The 23,346-nt window shown below is 72.2% G+C and carries 19 protein-coding genes; 8 read left to right on the plus strand and 11 right to left on the minus strand.

Annotation, left to right across the window (positions count from 1 at the left end; translation table 11 throughout):
• Positions 1-38 precede the first annotated feature (38 nt).
• Entirely contained in the window at positions 39-1,655 is a 1,617-nt protein-coding gene (qcrB, locus tag CHF15_RS17665; protein ID WP_245938885.1) for a cytochrome bc1 complex cytochrome b subunit, read from the minus strand.
• A 357-nt stretch (positions 1,656-2,012) separates the two neighbouring features.
• Between qcrB and sigJ the strand changes: the two genes are divergently transcribed.
• From sigJ to CHF15_RS17690, 3 genes are all read left to right on the plus strand, one after another.
• Positions 2,013-2,954, plus strand: a complete 942-nt coding sequence (gene sigJ / locus CHF15_RS17675) for an RNA polymerase sigma factor SigJ (protein ID WP_089224765.1) — start codon at positions 2,013-2,015, stop codon at positions 2,952-2,954.
• A gap of 61 nt (positions 2,955-3,015) precedes the next feature.
• A protein-coding gene (locus CHF15_RS46895) for an IS630 family transposase (protein ID WP_458363509.1) occupies positions 3,016-4,079 on the plus strand; the annotation gives its coding sequence in 2 pieces (ribosomal slippage) (positions 3,016-3,462 and positions 3,465-4,079; 1,062 coding nt in all).
• A 123-nt stretch (positions 4,080-4,202) separates the two neighbouring features.
• Complete coding sequence (locus CHF15_RS17690; RefSeq protein ID WP_089224767.1) at positions 4,203-5,567, plus strand: IS701 family transposase; 1,365 nt, start codon at positions 4,203-4,205, stop codon at positions 5,565-5,567.
• Between the two features lie 115 nt (positions 5,568-5,682).
• Here CHF15_RS17690 and CHF15_RS17695 read toward each other — a convergent pair whose 3' ends face one another.
• Entirely contained in the window at positions 5,683-7,401 is a 1,719-nt protein-coding gene (locus CHF15_RS17695; RefSeq protein ID WP_245938887.1) for a carboxylesterase/lipase family protein, read from the minus strand.
• A gap of 165 nt (positions 7,402-7,566) precedes the next feature.
• On the opposite strand from CHF15_RS17695, the gene CHF15_RS17700 reads away from it, so the two are divergent.
• Entirely contained in the window at positions 7,567-8,553 is a 987-nt protein-coding gene (locus CHF15_RS17700) for a MerR family transcriptional regulator (protein WP_179279844.1), read from the plus strand.
• 20 nt (positions 8,554-8,573) lie between these two features.
• Here the strand turns inward: CHF15_RS17700 and CHF15_RS17705 are convergent, their stop codons facing one another.
• Complete coding sequence (locus CHF15_RS17705; protein ID WP_089224770.1) at positions 8,574-9,314, minus strand: hypothetical protein; 741 nt, start codon at positions 9,312-9,314, stop codon at positions 8,574-8,576.
• A 138-nt stretch (positions 9,315-9,452) separates the two neighbouring features.
• The gene (locus tag CHF15_RS17710) at positions 9,453-11,006 is read right to left on the minus strand and encodes an MFS transporter (protein WP_089224771.1); all 1,554 of its coding nucleotides are present in this window, start codon (positions 11,004-11,006) and stop codon (positions 9,453-9,455) included.
• 275 nt (positions 11,007-11,281) lie between these two features.
• Here CHF15_RS17710 and CHF15_RS17715 point away from each other — a divergent pair, with 275 nt between their 5' ends.
• From CHF15_RS17715 to CHF15_RS17725, 3 genes are all read left to right on the plus strand, one after another.
• On the plus strand, positions 11,282-11,788 hold the full coding sequence (locus tag CHF15_RS17715; RefSeq protein WP_089224889.1) for a universal stress protein: 507 nt from the start codon (positions 11,282-11,284) through the stop codon (positions 11,786-11,788).
• 145 nt (positions 11,789-11,933) lie between these two features.
• Positions 11,934-13,637: a diacylglycerol kinase family protein gene (locus CHF15_RS17720; RefSeq protein ID WP_089224772.1), complete on the plus strand. Its 1,704-nt coding sequence runs from the start codon at positions 11,934-11,936 to the stop codon at positions 13,635-13,637.
• 30 nt (positions 13,638-13,667) lie between these two features.
• Positions 13,668-14,621, plus strand: a complete 954-nt coding sequence (locus tag CHF15_RS17725) for a YihY/virulence factor BrkB family protein (protein ID WP_089224773.1) — start codon at positions 13,668-13,670, stop codon at positions 14,619-14,621.
• A gap of 65 nt (positions 14,622-14,686) precedes the next feature.
• Here CHF15_RS17725 and CHF15_RS17730 read toward each other — a convergent pair whose 3' ends face one another.
• The 5 genes from CHF15_RS17730 to CHF15_RS17750 form a co-directional block, all read right to left on the minus strand.
• Entirely contained in the window at positions 14,687-15,142 is a 456-nt protein-coding gene (locus CHF15_RS17730) for a hypothetical protein (protein ID WP_089224774.1), read from the minus strand.
• 36 nt (positions 15,143-15,178) lie between these two features.
• Positions 15,179-15,556, minus strand: coding sequence for a hypothetical protein (locus CHF15_RS17735; protein WP_089224775.1), 378 nt, complete (start codon positions 15,554-15,556; stop codon positions 15,179-15,181).
• 532 nt (positions 15,557-16,088) lie between these two features.
• The gene (locus CHF15_RS17740) at positions 16,089-16,937 is read right to left on the minus strand and encodes an oxidoreductase (RefSeq protein WP_089224776.1); all 849 of its coding nucleotides are present in this window, start codon (positions 16,935-16,937) and stop codon (positions 16,089-16,091) included.
• A 19-nt stretch (positions 16,938-16,956) separates the two neighbouring features.
• Positions 16,957-17,709, minus strand: coding sequence for an SDR family oxidoreductase (locus tag CHF15_RS17745; protein ID WP_089224777.1), 753 nt, complete (start codon positions 17,707-17,709; stop codon positions 16,957-16,959).
• Between the two features lie 60 nt (positions 17,710-17,769).
• Positions 17,770-18,489, minus strand: a complete 720-nt coding sequence (locus CHF15_RS17750; protein WP_089224778.1) for an SDR family oxidoreductase — start codon at positions 18,487-18,489, stop codon at positions 17,770-17,772.
• 271 nt (positions 18,490-18,760) lie between these two features.
• Between CHF15_RS17750 and CHF15_RS17755 the strand changes: the two genes are divergently transcribed.
• Positions 18,761-20,164 (plus strand): D-alanyl-D-alanine carboxypeptidase family protein, encoded by a 1,404-nt coding sequence (locus CHF15_RS17755; RefSeq protein ID WP_089224779.1) that lies wholly within the window; start codon positions 18,761-18,763, stop codon positions 20,162-20,164.
• Positions 20,165-20,206: 42 nt separating this feature from the next.
• Here the strand turns inward: CHF15_RS17755 and ligA are convergent, their stop codons facing one another.
• Together ligA and CHF15_RS17765 are read right to left on the minus strand one after the other, a co-directional pair.
• Positions 20,207-22,237: an NAD-dependent DNA ligase LigA gene (gene ligA / locus CHF15_RS17760; protein WP_089224780.1), complete on the minus strand. Its 2,031-nt coding sequence runs from the start codon at positions 22,235-22,237 to the stop codon at positions 20,207-20,209.
• Positions 22,238-22,314: 77 nt separating this feature from the next.
• Positions 22,315-23,319, minus strand: a complete 1,005-nt coding sequence (locus tag CHF15_RS17765) for an NAD(P)H-dependent flavin oxidoreductase (protein WP_220093300.1) — start codon at positions 23,317-23,319, stop codon at positions 22,315-22,317.
• Positions 23,320-23,346: the final 27 nt, after the last annotated feature.

The following is a 23,346-nucleotide window of genomic DNA, read 5'->3' on the forward strand; positions in this document are numbered from 1 at the left end:
GTGTGACCGCGCCGGGGATTCGGCACCCCGCGCAGCGGTCATTGCCCGATGCCGCGCCGCATCTCCTCCTCGGTCGGCTTGGCCACCTGGGACGAGGGTCCGTACAGGGCGTGCGACAGGCGCAGCCTCAGGCGTTCGCGGCGGGTCCGCCTGCGCGGAAGGCCGTTCGCGTCCTCGTCGGGACCGGGGTCCAGGGGACGGTACTGCTCGTGGGAGCCCAGGACGTGGCGTTGGGCGGCGTCGAGGGGCCGGTGGACCTCGACGTACTCGCCGTGCGGCAGCCGGCGGATCAGCCCCGTCTCCGCGCCGTGCAGGAGCTTGTCCCGGTCGCGTCGCTGCAGACCCAGGCAGATGCGTTTGGCGACGGCGAAGGCGACCACCGGGACGACGAACACGGCGACGCGAACGGCCCAGGTGACCGTGTTGATCGAGAGGTGGAAGCGCGTCGCGAAGATGTCGTTGCCGCCGCCGGCCAGCAGGCAGAAGTACAGGCTCAGCCACGCGACGCCGAGCCCGGTGCGCACCGGGCGGTTGCGGGGCCGGTCCAGCAGGTGGTGCTCGCGCGCGTCCCCCGTGACCCAGGCCTCGACGAACGGGTACACACCGATGAGCACCAGGACGGTGGGGAAGGCCAGCAGGGGTATGAGCACGCCGAGCACCAGGGTGTGCCCCGCGAAGTCGACCTCCCATCCCGGCATGACGCGGATGAGGCCCTCGGCGAACCCCATGTACCAGTCAGGCTGGGCGCCGGTCGAGACCTGATCCGGCCGGTAGGGTCCGTAGTTCCACACGGGGTTGACGGCCGCGACGGCGGAGAGGCCGGCCAGCACGCCCGTGACGAGGAAGAGGAAGCCGCCCGCCTTCGCCACGTATACCGGCAGCAGCGGCATGCCCACGGCGTTGCCGTTCTCGCGCCCGGGGCCGGCCCATTGGGTGTGCTTGTGGTGGAAGAGCAGGATCAGATGGGCCGTGATCAGGGCGACGAAGATCCCGGGCAGCAGCAGGATGTGCACGGAGTAGAAGCGCGGGACGATCTCCCCGCCCGGGAACTCCCCGCCGAAGAGGAACATCGAGAGGTACGTCCCCACGACCGGGACCGACAGGACGGCGCCCTGCAGGAAGCGCAGCCCCGTGCCCGACAGCAGGTCGTCCGGGAGCGAGTAGCCGATGAACCCCTCGAACATGCCGAGGACGAGCATCAGCCAGCCGAACACCCAGTTCATCTCCCGCGGCCTGCGGTAGGAGCCCGTGAAGAAGTGGCGCATCATGTGGACGAACATGGCCGCCACGAAGACGATGGCCGCCCAGTGGTGCATCTGGCGCACGAGCAGACCGCCGCGCACGTCGAACGAGATGTCGAGCGTGGAGGAGTAGGCCTCCGACATGCTCACGCCGTTCAGCGGGGCGTAACTGCCGTCGTAGACGACCTCGTTCATCGAGGGATGGAAGAACAGGGTCAGGTAGACGCCCGTCAGGACCAGCACGACGAAGCTGTAGAGGCAGATCTCGCCCAGCATGAACGACCAGTGGTCGGGGAAGATCTTGCGCATGTGGGCCCTGGCGAGGGTGTACACGCCGAGCCGTCCGTCCGCCCAGTCGGCAAGCCGCTCCCCGCGGGGCGTGCGTCCTCGGTCTGTGGTGTTGCTGATCGTCACCTTGGCTTCCCTCGGGACTGTGTGAGCGCTTCACGCGCCGGATGGGTCGTAGGTCACGACGGCCCACGTGCCGCGGATGTCAGGTGACGTGGGACACAGCCCCGGGTCAGGCCGACTCCGGCGCCGGTGGCGCCTCACATTCCCGGGCGCGGCCTCGTCGTAGGGACATGCTGATCGGACAAGTGAGGGACACGCTCCACGAGGCGATCGCGAGCCGCCTCGCACGCCTCCACCGCCGGCTCGCGGTGACCGTCGCGCACGCCGGCGCCACGCCGGCGTCCGCGTGCACGCGCGGCCGCCGACTGCACGTCGTCGACGGTGACGGAGCGGGACGCGGCCGGACCCGGGGGCGTCGGCATGTCTGACGCGCCCCTGCCCGCGGCCGCCGACCACTCGCTGAGCGCCGTCTTCGGCGAGCGGCGGGTGCTGCTGAATCTGGCGTTCCGCATGCTCGGTTCCTCGTACGACGCCGAGGACGTCGTCCAGGAGACCTACATGCGCTGGTACGCCCTCTCGGAGGACGACCAGCGCGAGATCAGGTCGCCCATGGCGTGGCTGGTGCGCGTGGCCGGCCGGATCTGCCTGGACCACCTGTCCTCGGCCCGGGTGCGCCGGGAGCGGTACGTGGGGGAGTGGCTGCCCGAACCGCTCCCCGGGTCGGCCGGCGCCGGCGTGGACCCGGCGGCGACCGGCCCCGATCCCGCGGACCAGATCAGCCTGGACGAATCCGTCACCATGGGGGTGCTGGTCGTCCTGGACTCCGTCACCCCGGCCGAACGCGTCGCGTTCATCCTGCACGACATCTTCGGGGTCCCCTTCACGGAGATCGCGGAGACGGTGGGGCGTTCCCCCGCGGCCTGCCGGCAGCTCGCCACGTCCGCCCGTCGCCGTCTCCGGGCGGCCGAGCCCCCGGTGATCCGCAGTTCACGGCACCGGGACGTCGTGTCGGCGTTCAAGCACGCATGCGAGACCGGCGATCTGGACACGCTCGTGGGGCTCCTCGACGTGACCGCGACCGCGACCGCCGACGGCGGCGGAAGGGTCAGGACCGCCCTGCGGCCCGTCGTGGGAGCCGACAAGATCGCCCGCCTCTTCCTCGGCGTCCTGCGCAAGGCGCCCGGGGTCTCGTTCCGGGTGGAGGACGTCAGCGGCCGCCCCGGCCTCGTCGGGCGCGTGGACGGCGTGACGGCGGCGGTCATCGGGATCGACCTCACCCAGGAGTGCCGCATCGGCCGGCTGTGGCTCATGATGCACCCGGACAAGCTGCACGCGTGGCGCACCAGGGACGGCCGTTACTGACATTGAATGCGTGGTGTCGTATGGGGCTGACGGGTCATGATCCCTGCGGTATGCCGTGTGCATGAGGTACGCGCAGGGCGGCGGGCTGACCGCGGAACGCCAAGCGTTCCGGGAACGATTGCGGTTCGAGGCAGCCGGCCGGTTCGCTCAAGGGGACGAGAGCTCGGTCATCGCACATGACCTGCGGGTCAGCGTGCGTTCGGTGCAGCGGTGGCGGAAGGCTTGGTCGACGGACGGGGTCCAGGCCCTGGCGTCGAAGGGCCCGGCCTCGTTGCCGCTGCTGAGCGATGCGCTGTTCACGGTTCTGGAGACCGAGTTAGACAAGGGACCGGTCGCGCACGGCTGGCCGGACCAGACCTGGACCCTTTCACGGATCAAGACTCTGATCGGCCGCCGGTTCCACAAGACGTACACGATCCAGGGCGTCGCCGCGCTGCTCAAGAGGCACGGCTGGACCTGCCAAGTTCCCGCCCGCCGAGCCGTCGAGCGGAATGAGGCGGCGGTGGCTGGCTGGGTGAAGGAGACCTGGCCACAGGTGGAAGCACCGCGGCGGCGCTCGGGGCGTGGCTGGTCTTCGAGGACGAAGCCGGCTTCTCGATGACGCCGCCCACCACCCGCACCTGGGCCCGCCGCGGCCGCACTCCGACCGTGAGGGTCCGGGGCCGCTCACGCCGCCGCTTATCCATCGCGGCCCTGGCCTGCTACAAACCCGGCCAGCCCTCCCGGCTCATCTACCGGCCGAGCACCGACGCCCGACCCGACGGCCGTAAAAGCTTCGCCTGGACCGACTACCGAGACCTCATCCAAGACGCCCACCAGCAGCTCGGCGGGCCCATCGTCCTCGTCTGGGACAACCTCAACACCCACCTGGCCGCAGGCATGCGCCGCTACATCGCCGACCGGGACTGGCTCACCGTCTACCAGCTCCCGCCCTACGCGCCCGACCTCAATCCGGTCGAGGGCATCTGGTCGATCCTCCGACGCACCACCACCGCCAACCGAGCCTTCACCGATCCTGACCACCTCGTCACCGCAGTCCGTCAAGGCCTACGCCGACTCCAATACCGTCACCACGTCCTCGACGGCTGCCTCATCGGAACCGGACTCACCCCCGCACCACCATGACGACATCACGCATTGAGCGTCAGTAGCGGTAGTTCGTTAAATCCGGGGATGGTGTGGGTTGACGGCAGCTCCGGTTGGTCGTAGGCCGGGGGTAGGGGTCAACTGCCAGGCTGGGGGCTGAAGATGACCGCTCGCCGTCCGTGTCCGCCCGCGCCGGGGCCGCTGGAGGAGTACGCGGCCCGGTTCGACGACCTCTTCTTCAGCCTGGCCCAGCGGCGAGGGTTCCGCGAGTACCTGACCGGGCTGCTGGCGCCGCGGGAGCGGAACAAGACGATCACCTGCCTGGCCGGGGCGGAGCCGGTGGCTGGTGCGGGGATGCCGGGGGTGCAGCGGCTGCAGTTCTTCCTGTCCGAGTCACCCTGGGAGGCCGAGCAGGTCAACGACCGGCGGCTTGAGCTGCTGCGCGAGGAGCCGGCGACGGCTCCGCACGACAGCGGAGTCATCGTGATCGACGATTCCGGGGACCGCAAGGACGGCACCGCGACCGCGCACGTGGGCCGGCAATGGCTGGGCCGACTGGGCAAGACAGACAACGGCATCGTCACGGTGACCACGGTGTGGACCGACGGCCGCGTGTACTACCCACTGCATGCGACGCCCTATACCCCCGCCCATCACTTCACCAGCGGCCGCTCCGATCCGGCCTTCCGTACGAAACCGCAGCTGGCTGCTGCTCTCGCGGCCCGCGGGAAGAAGGCCGGCTTCGGCTGCCGGGCGGTGGTCGCCGACTGCGCCTACTCCGTCAGCGACGACTGGTACCTCGCGCTGCGCGAAGCGGGCCTGGCCTACGTGGTGGCGCTCAAGCCGCACCGCGGCACCTGGGCCCGGGCCGGCCAGCCGCACACCCCCATCGAAGCCGCCCACGCCCTGACCTGGAAGGATGCCAAGCATCCCGGGGACTGGACGGCCGTGGAGCGTCACTTCCGCAACGGGCACACCGAGACCTGGTGGGCCGCCGACGCCCGACTGGGCGGCTACGGACCCGACGCACCCTGCCGACTGGTCGTGGCCACCACCGACCCAGCCGGCCTGCCGGAGAAAGCCACCTGGTACCTGGCCACCAACCTGCCCCACCCCGACACACCCGACACCACGGCCGGCCCGCACCCGCCAGCCGACCTCGCCGAGATCGTCCGCCTCTACGGCCTGCGGCCCTGGATCGAGCAGAGCTACAAACAGATCAAGGACGAACTCGGCTGGGCCGACTTCCAGGTCCGCTCCGCCCGCGCCATCCGCCGCCACCAAACCCTAATCAACTGCGCCTTCTCCTTCTGCTGGGATCAATGGTTCGCCCCACCCGGACCGCTGGATGCCACCGCACCGGACCCCTGTCCCGAGGAGGGGCCAGAGAGGGGGACCAGACATACCCCACCAGGCCCAGCAGCCCTGCTGGCCCAAGGCCTTACGCGCTATCCGTTCCTGGCTCACCCCAGCCATCACCCTCACCCGATGGTGGCAAGCCTGGACCGACACGGACCCACCCCATGAGCTCCAGGCCCTTATCGACGCGGTCACCACCGGACACGGCATCGACCTCTATCGCCGGATTTAACGAACTACCGGTAGTCCTCCGTAGCCCTCCGGTGGTCCTCCGGCCGGAGGCTCACCGGGGCAGACGGTCCCAGAAGGCGCAGTGGTGTGCGGAATACGCGTCCACGGGGCGGATTCCCCCCGGTCCGGGAGCCAGCGACTGCACCGGCCGCACCGACCGCGCGAGAGGTGACGAAGGGCGCAGGAGCGGCCATCGCGGGGCGTCGGCGGTGTTCGGGTCGCCGGTGCGCGCGAAGGCCGTCCAGTAGTCGACCATCCGGTCCGACAGGGCGCGCTGGGCGTCGTTCAGCGGTCGCTCGGTGGGGACGGAGGAGAACAGGAAAGGCATCTCGAAGCCGTGCGCCGCGCCGTAGGGGAAGCCCGGGTTCGCCGGCAGACCGGCGAGGACGGGAGCGTCCGGATCGCCGAACTCGTAGCCGTAGAGGGGGAGTCCGGGGGCGTGGGCGGCGATGGCACGATCGGCTGCCAGCGTGGTGCAGGCGAGGGACCGATCGGTCAGCGCCGCGGCCCAGGCCAGTGCGGGCGTGGGGTGCCCCGCCGCCGGATAGCGCGCCTCGACGGCCGGGGCCGCGGGACCGAAGGCCTCCACCAGACGGGTGCGGTAGTCGTCCTCGGTGCGGATCGGGAACGCGGCGAGCGACAGGCCGACGAACATCCGCATCTCGTCGTGGTTGGTGCCCAGGATGACCGGCACGCGGTGGAAGCGCCCCGACGTCAGCGCCTCGTCCGGCGCCGTGGGCAGCAACGCGTTGCCGAAGGCGGGCCGGTTGAAGGACTGCATCAGTTGCGCGGTGGCGAGGCGATCCGTGCTCTGCCCGCGCAGGCACGCCAGCACCTCGTCCCGGCCGTCGGCCGTGCAGCCCAGTTGGCGGGCGGCCTCCGCACCGGCCGTCCGGACCTCGCGCTGTGAGGCGAAGGGCTCGTACGCCGGTGTCCCGGGTCCGAGAGCGCCGCGGGGGAAGGACATGAGGCAGGAACCGCTCTGCAGCACGGCCCGCTGGAAGAGCCCGGCGGCCGCCGGCGAGGTGAGGTGCGCACAGATGCTGAGGGCGCCCGCGGACTCGCCGAACAACGTGACACTGTCCGGATCGCCGCCGAAGCGCTCCGCGTTCGCCCGCACCCAGCGCAGGGCGGCCTGCTGGTCCGCCAGCCCGAACGGCGGGGCGGAGCCCAGCCCGGGGTGGCCGAAGTAACCGAAGATCCCCAGGCGGTAGTTGACCGTGACGACGACGGTGTCGCCCCGGACCGCGAGTTGTCCGGCGCTGTAGTCACTGCCGGAACCGCCGAGGAACGCACCGCCGTGCATCCACACCAGCACGGGCCGCTTCTGGCCGGACTGCTTCGGTGTGGGCGTCGGAGTCGGCGTCGGCATCGTGACGTTGAGGTAGAGGCAGTCCTCCGACCCGAGGGCCGCGGCCGCGCCCGGTGCCGGCATCTGCACGCAGGGCTGAGCCGGAGCCGTCGCGTCCCGGACGCCACGCCATGCCGCGGCCGGCACCGGGGCGCGCCAGCGCAGCCGTCCGGTCGGCGGGGCGGCGTAGGGGACGCCGTCGAAGGTGGTGTAAGCGCCGTGTGACACACCGCGGATCAGGCCGTGGTCGGTGCGTACGACGGCTCCGCTCTCCCTCGTGGAGGGCGGGGAACCGGGTTGTGCGCCGGTCGCCGGTACGGCGGTCGCGGCGAGCAGGGCCACCGCGCAGAGCAGGGGGAAGAGCACCGCACGGAGCCGGTCTTTTCGGCTCGGACGCCGTGTTGTCATGGTCGAGGACATGCGTACCCACCGTTCTCGGTCGGAAGGGATCGGGCGAGGCCGCGGGAGGCCGCACGAGGCCGGTCAGGCCGAACAACGAGGCCTGAACGGCGGGGAACTGTGCGGACCGACGCGGTCAGTGATCAGTACGCTAGGACCTCCCGTGCGCTGGAGGTTCAAGAGCCTGTGACGCAAGACACCTGGAGCATCGGCGAACTCGCTGCCGGAACGGGGGTTCCGGTGAAGACCCTCCGCTACTACTCCGACAGCGGCCTGCTGCCCGTGGCCGCCCGCAGCACCGGCGGTCATCGGCGCTACGGTCCCGAGGCGTGGGAGCGGATCCGTCTCATCAGGCGCCTGAGGGCGCTGGACACACCGATCTCGACCATCACGCAGGTGGTCACCGGTGAGCGCTCCTTCGGCGAACTGGTGGCGACCGAACTCGAGGTGGTGCAGGAGCGACTGACCGAGCTGCGGTGGCGTCAGGCCACGCTCAAGTCCCTCGACGACTGCCCGGACGACGAACGGCTCCGGCGTCTGGAGATCCTCTCCCGCGTGCAGCGGCTCCCGCAGGCGCATCGCACCCTCACCGACCACTGGCATCGCGAGCTGCCGGCGGCCATGCCCAAGCGCCGGCTCGACATCATGATCGCCATGCTGTCCCCCGACCCGCCGCAGGACCCCGACCCCACAACGGTCCTGGCCTACGCCGAGCTCCATCTGCTGATCTCCACACCCAGCTTCACCCGCTGGACCCAGGACCACGACGAGGAGATGAGGGACGCCCCGGCCTTCTACGGGCAGATCGACGAAGCCGCCGCTCTGACCGCCGCCGCCGTGGCCCGGGGCCTGCCGCCCGGCGCCGGGGACGCGGTGAACGCCTTCGTGTCCGCCCACGCACGAGCCCGGCGCGAGTCGGACACCCCCGCCTTCCGCGCTTTCCTGCACGGGCTGGTGTCGAGGTCATCCGGCTTCGACCCCCGCCTGGAACGCTATTGGGCCCTGGTCGGCACCGTCACCGGCGGGCGGGTGCTGAACATGACGGTGGCCCACCGATGGCTGACGGACGGACTGTCGATGTCGATGGCCGGCAGGCCGCCGTCGACGTCGAAGGGCCGCCCGACCTCAGGGAAAGTCCGGACCGGGCACGGAAACTGGGGGAATCGGTACTGAACGGCGCCGGTGGCGGCCACTCACAGGTCGGGGAGGAGAAGCCAGACCTCGGAGAAGGCGAGACCGTGCCCGTCGGTCACCACCCCGCACGGGCAGCCCAGCGACAGTCGGCTCCAGTCGCAGGTCACCGTCCACGGGCCGGTCCGGGCCCCGCAGGCCGGGCAGCCGACGGTCTCGGCGGTCCACACCCCGGCAGCGGGTCTGCCGTGACGGCGGAAGCGGCCTGCGTACCGCACCTGCCAGGGCTCGGCCGGGGGCGTGAGCGGGACCGTTCCGGGCGGGCTCGCCGAGGCCAGCGAGGCGAACAGCGGGACCAACTCGCGGAGCAGCGCCTCGCCCGCCTCGGTCGGCGGCACGGAGGGGACGCCGTATCTCGGGGCGGCGGCCGCACCCGGTGGGTTCGGAGTGGCGTGCCAGGGCAGGAAGGCGCGGGCGACGGCGGCCAGGAGGGCGGCGGCGCGCGGGCTGACGGCGCCTGCGTCGAGGTGGTGGAGCGTGGTGCGCAGAAGGCGTTGCAGCCGCCGGTCCCGGTCCCTGGCGAGGGTCCCGGCGCTCGCTCCCCGACGGGCCGGGAGCGGGGCGGTGAGGCGAGCGAGTACGGCTGCCGCCGCTTCGGAGTCCGCCGGGGCGGGCCGCCACTCGCCTGCGGCCAGGAGCCGGCGTGCCTGCGCCGCCTCACGGTCCAGGGCGCGCGTCAGCGGCGGCCCCGTCCGCGACTGCTGCCCGGGGGCGGCCTCGTGTGCCTCGTGCCCGCTCGCCATGGCCCCCCTTTCCCCGCTCCTGCGGCCGGCCGTGCCAACGTACCCGCCCTCTGTCCACGGCCCCACGTGCGCATGAGCCTGCGCCTGCGCCTGCGCCCGGGAACGGCCCTGTACGGCCGGTCCCGGGCGATCGCCCCGCTACAGGCCGGGGCCCGCGGCCGCCGCCTTGCCGGTGAGGTTCTCCAGGTCGCTCTTGCGGACCCGGATCAGCACCAGCGCGACCAGCAGTGCGACGGCCGCCATGGCCGCCGAGGTGACGAACGCCGAGGAGATGCCCTCGGCCAGCACCTGGTGCCCCCAGTGGCCGGGCAGTTGCCCCGTCCGGCTCAGCTCGGCCTTCTCGGCGGCGCCGGCCCGGGCCAGGAAGGACGGCAACTGCTGCTCCGCCTCGTTGCGGCTCGCCGTCCCGAACACCGTCACCATGATGGAGAGCCCCAGGGAACCGCCGACCTGCTGCGAGGCGTTGAGCACCCCGGAGGCGGCTCCGGCCTCGTGCTGGGCGACGCCCGAGACGCTGGTGAGGGTGAGCGTCACGAAGTTGAGGCCGACGCCGGCGCCGAAGACGAACAGCGGCCCCACCACGCCGCCCACGAACGTGGTGCCGGGACCGATGAACGTCAGCCAGCCCAGACCGACGACCGACAGGGCCGAGCCGATGACCACGAACGGCTTGGGGCCGAGGACCGGCAGCAGCCGCTGCGTGATCCCGACCGCGATGACCAGCCCCCCGGTGAAGGTCAGCGACGCCAGTCCCGAGCGGATCGGGCTGTAGCCGAGCACGATCTGGAAGAACTGCACGATGAAGAAGAACATCCCGTACATCGCGCCGGCCAGGCAGAGGATGATCACGTACGAGCCGACGCGGTTGCGGTCGCCGAACATGCGCAACGGGATGATGGGCTGCGCCGCACGGGACTCGACGAGCACGAACGCCGCCAGGAGCACCGCGGCCGCGACGAAGGCGGTGACGGTGAGCGGGTCGCTCCACCCGTCCTCGGAGGCCCGGATGAACCCGTAGACGAGTGACGCCATCCCGAGGGTCGACGTCGCGGCGCCGGCCACGTCGAAGTGGCCGGGGTGCCGCCGGGACTCGTTGATGTAGACGGGGGCGAGCACCGCCACGACGAGCCCGATGGGGAGGTTGACGAACAGCACCCAGCGCCAGTCGAGCCACTCGGTGAGCATGCCGCCGGCCAGCAGCCCGACGGCCGCGCCCGCGCCGGAGACACCCGCGAACACCCCCATCGCCCGGTTGCGTTCGGGCCCCTCGGCGAAGTTCGTGGTGATGAGCGCGAGCGACGTGGGGGAGGCGATGGCGCCGCCGACGCCCTGCAGGGCGCGCGCGGCCAGCAGCTGCCAGGGCTCCTGCGCGAGGCCGCCCAGCAGGGACGCCAGGGTGAAGACCACGATGCCGGTGGTGAACACGCGCCGCCGCCCGAGGATGTCGCCCGCCCTGCCGCCGAGCAGCAGCATGCCGCCGAAGGTCAGCGTGTAGGCGCTCAGGACCCAGGACAGGTCGGTCGTGGAGAAGCCGAGCGAACGCTGGATGTTCGGCAGCGCGACGTTCACGATGGTGCTGTCCAGCACGATCATCAGCTGGCACGCCGCGATGATGAACAGCGCGATCCCCGGGTGGCCACTTCGACGGGCGGCACCAGGTACGGGCATGGCCTGTTGCAGTTGGGTCGTCATCGGCCGGCTCCCCGCACTGCGGTCACGCCGATCCTGGCAGCCGCGGACCCCTGGCCCGCGTCAAGAGGGTCGGACATCTCTTTCCTTCCGTCGAAACGAAGTGGGACGGCACGCCCTGCGGCCGCGCCTCACCGGATTGACGAGGCGCTCCGGCCGGGCGTGAGGTGACAGCGGTCACAGGGCGTGGGCGTGTGAGCGGCGCGACATCACACCCTCCGGCGACGCGTCGTCGTGTTCTTGAACAGGTGCGATCCGGCCGGGAGGACGGGGTGTCGATGGAAGGGCCGTCACAACAGCGGGTCGTGGTGGGCGTCAGCGGCTCCCTGAACAGCCTGGTCGCGCTGCAGCGCGCGGGCGCCGAGGCCCGTCTGAGCGGACGCAGGCTGCTGGCCGTACTGGTGTGGACGCGGACCGAGGCCGGCTCGCCGCCCCGGAACCCCGGGCCGGTGCCGCAAACGGCCCGGAGCGCGGCGACGCGGCTGCTGACCGCTGTGCTGAACGACGTCTTCGCCGCCACCGCCGGCGATCTGCACGTCGACGGCCTGGCGATCTCGGGCCGCAGCGCGGGGGAGACCCTCGTCAGGATCGCCCAGCGGGACGGCGACTTGCTGGTCGTCGGCGCGGGACGGAGGCGGAGGCGCGGCCCGTGGCGCTCCCCGGTCGCCCGCTACTGCCTCGCGCACGCGTCGTGCCCGGTCCTCACCGTGCCGCCGTCGCCGCTCCAGCTCGACCTGGAGGCGATGACGCGCAGGCGGGGACTCCGGGCGGGCGGGCCGCGATGACGTACGGAGGGAGAGGTTCCGGGGCGCCGGCGGGTGATCGGCTCGCGCGCGGCGACTTCTGAGGCGCTTCAGACGCTCCGTGCGCTCCGGGAGGCCGTTGCCGCCGGGCACGCGTCACCCGCGCCGGACGGGTAAGACGGCAGCCATGAGGATCGATGGCGCCGCGGTCGCCTTACGGCCGCGGTGGTTGCTGACGCTGCCCCTGCTGTGGGCACTGCTGGTCGCGCTCGGCGCGCTGGTGACCGGCCCGTGGGCCGGCCGGTGGCCGGTGCCGGCGGAGGACGCCGTCGTCCGGTACCTGTCCGAGCACCGCACCGGCGCGGGCGACGCGGTCTCGCAGGGGCTGTCCCTGGTCGCGGGCACACAGGGTGTGATCGCCGTGACGCTGCTCTGCGTGGTGGCGCTGCTCGTGCTGCCGCGCACCCCGCGGCGGGCCGCGGCGTACTTCCTGGCCGGTGCGGTGGCGGCGCAGTCGGCGGTCTTCGTCCTCGTCACCATGTGCGTGGAACGGCTCCGCCCGGACGTGCCGCACCTGGAGCAGGCGCCGCCGGCCTCGAGCTTCCCCTCCGGGCACTCGGGGGCCGCGCTCGCCCTGTACGGGGGCCTGGCCGTGCTCGCGGCCCGCGGGACGCGCCACCCCTGGCGGCTGCCCGCGGTCGCGCTGCTGCTGTGCCTCCCGGCGGCGGTGGCGGTGTCGCGGCTGTACGCGGGGATGCACCACCCCAGTGACGTCGTCGGCGGTCTCCTCAACGGCGCCTGCAGCCTGTTCGTGCTGGCCCGCGCCCTGCCGCCGTCCGGGGGACCGCACGGAAGGCCGCCCGGCCCCCGCTCCCGCGCCGCCGCCGGGGGACGCGGGGCCGTCGTCGTCCGGCACCCGCATGCCTGCCCCGACGAACTGGCCGAGGCGATTCGCGCCGTCCTGGACCGCCACGGCTACACCGACCAGCGGTGGACCCTCACCACGGTGGAGCGCCCCAACGGCGAACTCGAGGCGCTGGCGGCGCGACACGGCACGGCGCTGGTCGTGGCCTGCGGCGGCGACGGCACCGTCCGCGCCTGCGCCGAGCCCCTGCTGGGCACGGACACCGCCCTGGCGATCGTGCCGTGCGGTACCGGCAACCTGCTCGCCCGCAACCTCCGCCTGCCCCTGGATCCGGCAGCGGCCCTGGAGCGAGCGCTCGCGGGGCGGACCACCCGCATCGACGTGGGGCGGGTGCACGGCGACGGGCTGCCCGCGACCTGCTTCACCGTCATGGCCGGCGCCGGCTTCGACGCCGCCATGGTGCGTGACGCCTCGGACCGGCTCAAGGCGCGCCTGGGCTGGAGCGCCTACGTCGTGTCCGGGGCCGGGCATCTCACCGACCCCCGCATGCATCTGGCGATGCGTCTGGACGGCGGCCCGGAGCTGCAGCGCCGGGCCCGGATGGTCCTCATCGGCAACGTCGGCGTCCTCCAGGGCGGCCTGCCGCTGCTGCCCGCGGCGCGCCCCGACAGCGGCCGGCTGGACCTCGTGCTGCTCAACCCCCGTGGCCTGACCGGATGGGCGGCCGCCGCGGGGCACCTGGCGGTACGCATGCTGCCGCGCCGCGCCGGGCGGTCCGGTGACACCGCCACCGGATCGCCCGTGGCCCGCGGGGCACTGGAGTACTTCCAGGCCCGGCGGATCGACATCGGCTTCGCCACGCCCCAGGCACGCGAACTCGACGGCGACGTCGTCGCCGACGGCACCCGGCTCACGATCGAGGTCCAGCCCGGGGCCCTCCCCGTCCGCCTGCCCGCCCCCACTCCCGTACCCGCCGCCGCCCGTGCTCCCCGGCACGACGACCACGCCGTCACCTCCGGCGGCTGAATCGCCGCCGCCGAACCAGTCAGGAGAACGATGGGCACCGCCACCCGCGTCCCGCAGCGACGCGACGTGCAGGGCGAAGAGCTGTCCGGCGACGAGGCATGGGCCGCGCTGCGCCGGTACGGCGGCTGGAGCCTGCTGCGCGATTCCTTCGTGCGGTTCCGCTACGCCGACGGCTTCAGCCACTCCCGTGCGCTGGCCCTGCAGACGGTCCTTGCCATCGTCCCCTTCGCCATCGCCGTGATCGGCCTGTCGAGCGTCCTGCACACCGACGACATCGGCCGCGTCGCCGAACTGACCGTGCGCCGGATCGCGAGCGGCCCCAGCCAGGAGGTGATCGACGACGCCCTGCGGCAGAGCCACCGGCAGGGCGACGGCGGTGGGCGGGCGGCCCTGTGGCTCGGGCTGCTGTTCTCGGTCGCCAACGTCACCACCGCCCTCTGCCAGGTCGAACGCGGCGCCAACCGCATCTACGGCGTCGAGCGCGACCGCCCGTTCCTCCAGAAGTACAGCCGCGGGCTCGTGATGGCCGTGCTGGCCGGCATACCGCTGGGGCTCAGCTTCGTCCTCACCGTCCTGGGCGCCCACCTGACCCGCGCCCTGGCGCAGGTCTACCACCTGGACACGGCGACCACGCACGCCTGGGACGCCCTGCGCCTGCCCCTCGGGACGCTCCTCGCGGTGCTCGCCACCAGCGCGATCTTCCGCCGCTCACCCCGCCGCGACCAACCCGGCTACACCTGGCTCGCCTTCGGCGCGACGGTGTACCTGGTGCTGTGGATCACGTCGACCTGGGCACTGAGCCTGTACGTCGGGGCGAGCGGCTCCTTCACCAGCATGTACGGGCCGCTCAGCGCGTTCGTCGCGCTGCTCCTGTGGTCCTACCTCACCTCGGTCGCGCTCTTCCTGGGCCTCGCGTTCGCCGCCCAACTGGAGGCGGTACGCGCCGGTGTGCGGCAACCGGCCACCGACGACCCCGGCGTGTGACCTCCGGTGTGCCTGCCAAGCTCGCCGGCCGGGTGCGGCCGCTGACCAGGCTCGTGCCCGCCGGCTTACCTCGCAGGCTGACGGCCGCCGTCCTGGACGGTCGCGATCCGAACCGCGTACCAGCCGGTCATGTACGCAAGCGCCATGTGCCCCAGAAAGAAGATCTGAATGGCTGCGTCCCCCGAGACGATGAATTCCGTGAAGCCTTCAACGGTGAAGACGTGCAGTGTCCAGGCATCTCCCGCAAACGAAACACATGCCAGGGCCAGGGGTGCGGCCTTCGATCGCATGACCCAACGTGCAGGCGGGAGCATCAGCAGCAGCCAGGAGATGAGCCCACCGACGACGCCCGCGATGCCACCGAACAAGCAGCCGAGGACAGGGAAGGCAGAGCTCGGATAGAAGGAGATCTCAGCGCTTCCCCCCAGTAGCAAGCCGGAGATCATCGCGATACCGGGCATACCGATGAGGAGGCGAAACCTCCAAGCGGCCACGCTCTGAGATGCCTGCGGCTCGGTCACCTGAAATCACCCGTCCATGGAATGGGATTCGTCGCTTCAGCCCCCGCGCGGTGCGGACCGTTCGTCGGGGCGCGGCTGCGGAGACCGGCGATCGTCACCCTGAACAGCCGCACCGGGGGACGACCTGAGGTCGGCCCCGACCCTGTCCAGCATCTGGCCGAGCAGGTGGAAGGCCCTTGCCCGGGTGGGTGCTTGGCGGAATGTCCCGGACCAGTAGACGTCGGTGTACCCCTCGACGGCGGTCAGGGTCTCCACGTCGTTCCGGGCGGCCAGCACGTGCAGGAACCGCACGTAGTCGCCGATGTCCGTGCCGGGCGGGTGCCGCGCCATGAAGGTCCGCAGGCGCGGGGCCAGCGCGGGCAGTGTTCGCTCCGTCGGGAAGACGACGGCCAGGCCGGCGAGGGCGAGTCGCACCGCCGGGCATTCGGCCTGCCATCGGGCCAGGAGTTCCGGCGTGCGGGACCCGACGGCCGCCCGGGCCCGGACTTCGCTGTCCGGGTCCGCGTGGGGTGGGGTGTCGGGCCGGCAGCCAGCCAGTTGACGTTCCGAGACCGTGGCGGCCCTGAACAGGGTGTGTGCCGCTCCGAATCGCTCCCGGGGGGGGGACCCGGTCGTCGGTGGCCAGCACCGCGAGCAACACCAACCCCTCGGCGGTCTCGGCCCGGCATGTGTCCTGGTGGAGGATCTCGCTGTAGAAGTCGCCGAGGAACCGGTGGTCGTCCTCCCAGCACGGACTTGCCTGAGGCACGAACAGCATGGGGGCCTGGCACGCCCGGTGCCGGTCGGGCAGACGGTCGGCGATGACGTCCCGGAAGATCCGCCGTATCGGCGGGCCGAAGACGCGGCCGGTCCGCCACGCCTCCTGGAGTGCCCCGGGTCGATCACTCGTCATCGGCGCAGCGTACTGGGCGAGCGCCGCATCACGCCCGCCGCAGGGAGGGAACCGTCAGGCCGCCGAGCCGGTGGCGTCGTGGTCGGTGGACAGCGCGAGGGCCCGCCAGGCGTCGGTCTCCTTGCGGAGCTCCGCGATCTTGCCGTCCATCGCGGCGGCGCAGTCGCTGCCGAGTTGGGCGCGCATCGGCGGGTGGTCGGAGTCGGCGAGCTCGATCATGGCCCTCGCGCCCTTGACCGGGTCGCCGGGCTGGCCGTGGTTGAGCCCGGGGACGGCGTCGCGCACCGCGCCCGCGGTGGCGGCGTAGTCGTCGATCACCCGGCCCTCGGTGTGGAGGCTGGACGCGTCGAGGAAGTCGGTGCGGAAGTAACCCGGTTCGACGATGACGACGTGGATGCCCAGCGGGGCCAGTTCGCCGTGGAGGGCCTCGGACAGCCCCTCCACAGCGAACTTGGTGGAGCAGTAGACACCGAAGCCAGGCGCGCCGCGGAAACCGCCGATGGAGCTGAGGTTGAGGATGCGGCCCGACCTCTGCCGGCGCATGACCGGCAGGACGGCGCGGGTGACGTTGGCCAGTCCGAAGACGTTTGTCTCGTAGACCGCCCGGAACGCCGCGTCGGAGGTCTCCTCCACCGCGCCCAGCACGCCGCGTCCGGCGTTGTTGACCAGGACGTCGATCCTGCCGAAGGCGTACACGGCCGCGTCGACCGCCGCACGGGCCTGCGCATCTTCGGTCACGTCCAGGGCGACCGCGAGCACGCGTTCGCCGTACGCGGAGAGCGCCTGTTCCACGTCCCGGGGGTTGCGTGCCGTCGCCACGACGCGGTCGCCGCGTTCCAGCGCCTGACGCGCGAGTTCCAGCCCGAATCCGCGGGCCGCGCCGGTGATGAACCAAGTGATCATGACAGCGGGCCTCCCGGATTCAGTGCGCGATGAGGTTCTGGCCGCCGTCGATGTCGTACGTCCCGCCGGTGAGCGCGTCGTTGCACATGATGTGGGTGGCGAGCGCGGCGACGTCGGCAGGGCCGACGACCCGCCGGATGGGCAGTTCGGCGCGCAGTTCCTCGCGCCGGGCCTCGAGTCGGTCGCCCAGGAGCGACGCCGACAGGGAGGTGTCGACGAATCCGGCGGCGATGAGGTTGACGCGGATCGGCGCCAGCTCGAGCGCCAGGTTCGCGGTGAGTGCGGGCAGGGCCGCGGTCAGGGTGGACGCGACGGCCAGGCCGACGCCGGGTCGCCGGCCGCCCGTGCCGCCGATGAACAGCAGTGTTCCGCCGGGACGGACCTTGTCGGCGCTGTAGAGCGCCACCCCCAAGGTCATGGCGAGGCGTTCGCCGAAGTGACGGCGGGCCTCTGCGAGGTCCATGTCGGCCAGCGGCATGTAGAAGGGGCTGCCGGCGGTGAGCAGCACGTGGTCGACCGTGCCGGGCAGGCCCTGGAAGAACTCCTCGAGGCGGTCGGTGTCCGTGGCGTCGAAGGCCGCGGTGCTCACGGGGTGCAGCTCGTCCGCGGCCTGCCGCAGCCGCTCGGGGTTGCGTCCGACGAGGACGACCTCGCCGCCGCCGGCCCGTACGCGGCGCGCGGTCTCCAGCCCGATGCCGGCACTGGCCCCGATCACCACGACGGTCTGGCCGCTCAGGTCAGGGGAGTCGTGGTGCGCCTCGCCGCCCGTCATGGGCACCTCCGGTTGCCGTCCCGTCGCGGGGTCGGACAGGGGACAGGGATCGGACAGGATTCAGACCAGCGCCTCGCCGCCGTGCAGCTGCGGGTACAGCGTTTCGGTGCCGCCCGACAGCGCCGCCCGGACCCGCTTGGTGATGTCGTCGGCGAGCACCTCGTCCGCCCCGGCCTCCACCCCGTCGAGGGTGGCACGCGCCACCGTGGCGGGGTCCTCCTTCGGACCGGTCACTGCCGCGGCCATCTCCGTCGCGAGATAGCTGACGTGGAGCGCGGTGACCTGCGTGCCCTGTTCGGCGAGCGCCACCCGCAGGGCATTGGTGATCGACCACTCGGCGGACTTGGCGGCGGCGTACCCGGCGGTGCGCGGGACGGCCACCCAGGACATCACGGAGAGCACGTTGACGATCGCGCCTCCTCCGTTTCGCCCGAGGACGGGTGCGAACGCCCTGCTCATGGCGAGGGTGCCGAGGACATGCGTCTCGAACTCCGAACGGAACGAATCCAGGTCGGCGGTCAGGACGTTCGCCCGGGTCGTGGAACCCGCGTTGTTGATCAGGAACGTCACGTCCCCGGCCTGCTCGGCCGCGGCACGTACCGACTCCTGGTCGGTGATGTCCACCGCGATCGGGACGGCATCGGGGACGGAGACCTTCGCGGGGTCGCGGGCTCCCGCGTAGACCTTGGCGGCCCCTGCCTCGAAGAGCGCCCGCACGAACTGCTCACCGAGCCCGCGGTTGGCTCCGGTGACGAGGGCGACGGACCCTTGGACCTTCATGGGGGCACCTTCCCGGAGTGCGCTCTCGAGGCTGCCCTCGCGGTCACGGCGTGCCACGGCAGCCCGTAGTCGTCCTCCCTCTTCGAACGTATATCGCCCGTGTTGCCGCCACCACCCGAGGCGCTCCCCCGGCCCCCACGGGTCCGTCCCCGCCCCGGACCCGAGAGCCGTGCGAGTGGCGGAGGCACTCCTTTGGCCGCGCTCACGATGCCGTGGCCGCCACGGTCCGGAAACTGGTGCTCGGCAACTCAATGTCGTCGAGGAGGTCGGCGTGACGGGCGAGTCCCCCGGCAGGGCGGATCAGCAGGAGTCGTCCGGGGAGACGACCGAGCCGAACGAGACGAACAGCGCGGTGGAGGCCCCCGCGCCCACGGGCGGGCGCCGGACGCTGCTGGACGAGCTGACGAACCCTCCTCCGCCTCCCCCGCCGCCGCCCCCGGAGACGGAGGAGGCGGCGGACCGCACCCCCGTGAACCCGCTGAAGACCTGGCTCCCGGTCGTCCTGCTGCTGGCGCTGGTCTTCTGCGTGGTCCAGGCGCTGCGCCCGCTGCCGGCACCCACGCTGAAGCTGACCGTGGCGTCCTCGTACACCTTCGGCGGCGAGCGCCCGTCACTGCCGTGGCCCGCCGAGGGCCAGGCGGTGCTGGAGGCCGAGGGCCTGGGCCGGATCGGCGCCTTCGGCGAGCAGCGGCCGGTGCCGATCGCGAGCGTCGCGAAGGTGATGACGGCGTACGTCATCCTGCGCGACCACCCCATCGAGCAGGGCGACACGGGCAAGACCGTCGAGGTCGACCGCAAGGCCGAGGACCAATTCGGCAGCGGGCAGACGGAGGGGGAGTCCGTCGTCAAGGTGACCGCGGGCCAGGAGCTGAGCGAGTACGAGGCGCTGGAGGCCGTCATGCTGCCCTCGGCCAACAACATCGCCCGGCTGCTGGCCCGTTGGGACGCGGGATCGGAGGCGGCGTTCGTGAGGAAGATGAACGCCGTCGCCAGGGAACTCGGGATGCACGACACGACCTACACCGACCCGAGCGGCCTGGAGGCGACCACCGTCAGCACCGCGAGCGACCAGGTCAAGCTCGGCCACGCGGCGATGAAGGACCCGGTCTTCGCCGAACTCGCCGGCAAGACCCGCTACACGGACCTCAACGGCGACGTGCAGCAGAACGTCAACCGGCTGCTCGGCTCAGGCGACGTCGTCGGCATCAAGACCGGCAGCAGCACCAGGGCTGGCGGCAACCTCCTCTTCGCGGCCGTCCGCGACTTCGACGGCACGGAGCAACTCGTCGTCGGCGCGATGCTCGGGCAGCACAAGGCCGACATCCTCGACACGGTGCTGGGCCGCAGCGACACCCTGCTCCAGGCCACGCTGCGGGCCCTCGCCTCGGACACGGTCGTCAGGAAGGGGGAGACCGTCGGCTACGTGGACGACGGCCTCGGCGGCCGGACCGAGGTCATGGCGACCGAGGACGTGCGGGCGATCGGCTGGGGCGGCCTGAAGGTCCGCCTTTCCCTGGACGCACCCCGGAACGGCGTCCCGCACGCGGCGCCGGCCGGGGCCCCGATCGGCACCCTCACCGTCGGAGACGCCGACAGCGCCGTCAAGATCCCGGTCGCCCTCGGCCGTCACCTGTCCTCGCCGTCGTTCGGCTCGAAGCTCACCCGCCTCGGCTGACCCGGCCGCCTTCGGCCACGGGCGGTGGCGGCTCGCCGATCCTCAGACGAGGTGGTCGGCGACCAGGTCCGCGAACTCCTGCTCGGTGAGCACCCTCGTGCCCAGTTCCTGTGCCTTGGCGAGCTTGGACCCGGCTCCGGTGCCCGCGACGAGGATGGTGGTCTTCTTCGACACGCTGCCGGAGGAGGTGCCGCCGGCGTTGCTGACGAGTTCGTTCATCTCGTTGCGGTTCCGGCCGGCGAGGAGCCCGTTCATGCCGCCCGTGATGACGACGACCTCACCGTCCAGGGGCTTCGCCACGCCGGGCGTCCCGGCGGGGGCCGCCGAGGGCTCGGTCATGGTGAGGCCCGAGGCGACGAGCTTGTCGACGACGGGACCCATGGCCGCGATGTGGGCCGCGATCTTGGGGGCGTTCGCCGCCGGAAGCTTGTGCACCGCGGCCAGGGCGTCGGCGTCGGCGGCGCGTATCGCGTCCATCGTGCCGAAGTGACGGGCGATCTCCCGGGACAGCGTGCGGCCGGTGCGGACTATGCCCAGCGCGCAGAAGACCCGGTTGAGGGGCTTGGTCTTGGCCGCCTCTATCTGCGCCACCACGGTGTCGGCCCGCTTCTCGCTGCGGGTCGCGTCGACCAGTTGCCCACGCGTGAGGCCGAACAGGTCGGCCACGTCGGAGACCGCGCCGCCCTCGACCAGCGCCTCGAGGTAGGTGACGCCGAGACCGTCGATGTCGAGCTGGTCGCGGCCCACGGCGTACCGCAGGGCCGCGAGCAGCCCGCATCCGCCGCCGGCGCCGCCCGCGCACTCCCAGCGTTCGCCGGAGGTGTCGATCTCGCCGCCGCACGTGGGGCACGACTCGGGGAAGACGACGGGCGTCTCGTCGCCCGTGCGCAGTTCCACGACGGGCGCCTCGATGCGGGGGATGATGTCGCCGGCCTTCCACACCATGACGGTGTCGCCGATCATCATGCCGCTGTCCCGGATGAACTTCGGGTTGTGCAGGGTCGCGTACCGCACGACGCTGCCGTCGACCTCGACCGGCTCCAGCACGGCGCGCGGCGCGATGACGCCGGTGCGCCCGACGTTCCACTCCACCGCGAGAAGCTTCGACTGACGTACGGCGGCCGCGAGTTTGTACGCCGTCGCCCAGTGCGGGTGGCGGGTGGCGAACCCGGCCCGCTCCTGCTCGGCGACCGCGTCGGCCTTGATGACGACGCCGTCGATCCCGAACGGCAACTCCGCGCGCAGCGCGGCGATCTCGTCGACGCGGCGCTGGACCTCCTCCACCGTGGCGCAGACGCGCGGACCCACCGGCGTGGCCGCCGTGGTCTGCACCCCCGCGGTGGCGACGGCGGCCATCATCTCCGTGTGGGTGTCTCCGGGCAGCCCCACGACGCCGTACGCGTAGAAGGTCGTCTCGATCACATAGGGGCGGTCCTTGGCGCGCAGCGTGCCGGCCGTGCCGTTGCGCGGGTTGGAGAAGACCTTCGCCCCGTGGGCCGTGCGTATGGCGTTGGCCGCCTCGAACTGCTCCCGGGTGAGGAGGACTTCGCCGCGGACCTCGAAGGTGGCCGCTGAGTCGAGCTCCAGGGGCAGGCCCACGATCGACCCGATCGCGTGGGAGACGTCCTCGCCGAAGCTGCCGTCGCCCCGCGTGACGAGCTGCGTCAGGCGCCCGTCCACGTACCGGGCGGCGATGGCGGCGCCGTCCAGCTTGGGCTCGGTGACGTAGCCGCCCTGCACCGGCTCCCCCAGGCGGCGGGCGACGGACGCGTCCCACTTGGCCAGTTCCTCGGGGCTGAACACGTTGTCGAGGGACAGCATGGGGACGGTGTGGGCGACGTCCCCCGTCGGAGCGGCACCGCCGCCGACCTTGCCCGTAGGGGAGTCCTCCCGGACGTCCTCGGGGTGCCCCGCCTCGTAGTCGCGGATGCGCGCGGCCAGCAGGTCGTAGGCGGCGTCGTCGATCGGGCTCGTCCCGTCGCCGTAGTAGGCGGCGCACGCCTGCAGGGCCGTGTCCACGGCGGAACGGTAGTCCTCACGGGACACCAGCGGGTCAGCGATCACTGTCGTCATGTCCGGCATCCTGGTGCAGGGGTCTGACAGTGGGGCCCGGAGCGGTCACCCTGCCTGTGGACAACCCTGGCGCACGGTCAGGCCGGCTCCTTGCCGATGCCTCCGGACGCCTTGCACAGCAGGCGGGCGGCCCCGTCGGCGAGTTCGCGGACGATGTCGAGCGCCGACTCGATCCGGGACACCGTGCCTACCGCCTCGCCCGCATAGAGGGCCATCGCGTCCAGGTGCCCGGTCGTCGTCCGGATCGGGCAGACCGGGCTGGAGGCGGGGACGGGCACGGGTACGCCGCCCAATACGGCCTCGCCCGCGATGTCGGTGTCCAGGGCCCGTGCGCGCTCGATGCAGCCGCTCAGGACGCGGTGCGGCGCGTCCGGCCATCCGGTCGAGAACTGCGTCGTCAGTTCGGTGTCGCCGGCGCCCGCCCTGACCAGGGCGTCCTTGTAATCCGGGTGGGCGTCGGACTCGTGCGTGGCGACGAACCGCGTGCCGATGCGGGCCGCCCCCGCCCCCGCGGCCAGGACCGCGGCGAGGGAGCGCGCGCTGCCGATGCCGCCGGCCGCGACGACGGGTACGTCCACCGCGTCGAGCACCTCGTCGAGGAGCGGCAGCAGCGGCCGTACCCCGCGGACGTGACCGCCGGCCTCCCTGCCCTGGACGACGACGAAGTCGCACCCCGCGTCCGCCGCGGCCCGCGCCTCCCCGACGGAACCCACCTGCCACGCGGCCAGCGCCCCGCCCCGCTTGGCCCGTGTGACGAGGCGCGGGACGGGATCCGCGTAGAAGAACTCGACGACCGGCATGCGCTCCGCGGCGACGTCGACGCACGCCTCGTCCTCGAGCAGCGGCAGGATGAAGTTGACCCCCACCGGGCGCGACGTACGCCGCCGCACCGCGTCGAGCAGCTCGCCGAGCACCTGCGGAGGCACCATCGGGTAGCCGACCATGCCGAGGGCGCCCGCGGCGGACACCGCGTCGGCGAGGTCGAGCCCGCTCACCCAGCCCATGCCGGCCAACTGGATCGGCACGTCGCAGCCGACGAGATCGGTGAACGGGGTGCGCAGGGGGATGGGTACGGTCGCCATGTGCTGATGCAAGCGCCCGCCTTCGCG

The sequence above is a fragment of the Actinacidiphila glaucinigra genome (assembly GCF_900188405.1).
GTDB lineage: Bacteria > Actinomycetota > Actinomycetes > Streptomycetales > Streptomycetaceae > Actinacidiphila > Actinacidiphila glaucinigra.

Excerpts from the sequence above, each read along its gene's own strand:
- ligA (WP_089224780.1), bottom strand. The coding sequence starts at position 22,237 with ATGACGACAGTGATCGCTGACCCGCTGGTGTCCCGTGAGGACTACCGT.
- CHF15_RS17740 (WP_089224776.1), bottom strand. The coding sequence starts at position 16,937 with ATGATCACTTGGTTCATCACCGGCGCGGCCCGCGGATTCGGGCTGGAA.
- CHF15_RS17765 (WP_220093300.1), bottom strand. The coding sequence starts at position 23,319 with ATGGCGACCGTACCCATCCCCCTGCGCACCCCGTTCACCGATCTCGTC.
- CHF15_RS17715 (WP_089224889.1), top strand. The coding sequence starts at position 11,282 with ATGGAAGGGCCGTCACAACAGCGGGTCGTGGTGGGCGTCAGCGGCTCC.
- CHF15_RS17725 (WP_089224773.1), top strand. The coding sequence starts at position 13,668 with ATGGGCACCGCCACCCGCGTCCCGCAGCGACGCGACGTGCAGGGCGAA.
- CHF15_RS17710 (WP_089224771.1), bottom strand. The coding sequence starts at position 11,006 with ATGACGACCCAACTGCAACAGGCCATGCCCGTACCTGGTGCCGCCCGT.
- CHF15_RS17695 (WP_245938887.1), bottom strand. The coding sequence starts at position 7,401 with ATGTCCTCGACCATGACAACACGGCGTCCGAGCCGAAAAGACCGGCTC.
- CHF15_RS17750 (WP_089224778.1), bottom strand. The coding sequence starts at position 18,489 with ATGAAGGTCCAAGGGTCCGTCGCCCTCGTCACCGGAGCCAACCGCGGG.
- CHF15_RS17690 (WP_089224767.1), top strand. The coding sequence starts at position 4,203 with ATGACCGCTCGCCGTCCGTGTCCGCCCGCGCCGGGGCCGCTGGAGGAG.
- CHF15_RS17705 (WP_089224770.1), bottom strand. The coding sequence starts at position 9,314 with ATGGCGAGCGGGCACGAGGCACACGAGGCCGCCCCCGGGCAGCAGTCG.
- CHF15_RS17745 (WP_089224777.1), bottom strand. The coding sequence starts at position 17,709 with ATGACGGGCGGCGAGGCGCACCACGACTCCCCTGACCTGAGCGGCCAG.
- sigJ (WP_089224765.1), top strand. The coding sequence starts at position 2,013 with ATGTCTGACGCGCCCCTGCCCGCGGCCGCCGACCACTCGCTGAGCGCC.
- CHF15_RS17720 (WP_089224772.1), top strand. The coding sequence starts at position 11,934 with ATGAGGATCGATGGCGCCGCGGTCGCCTTACGGCCGCGGTGGTTGCTG.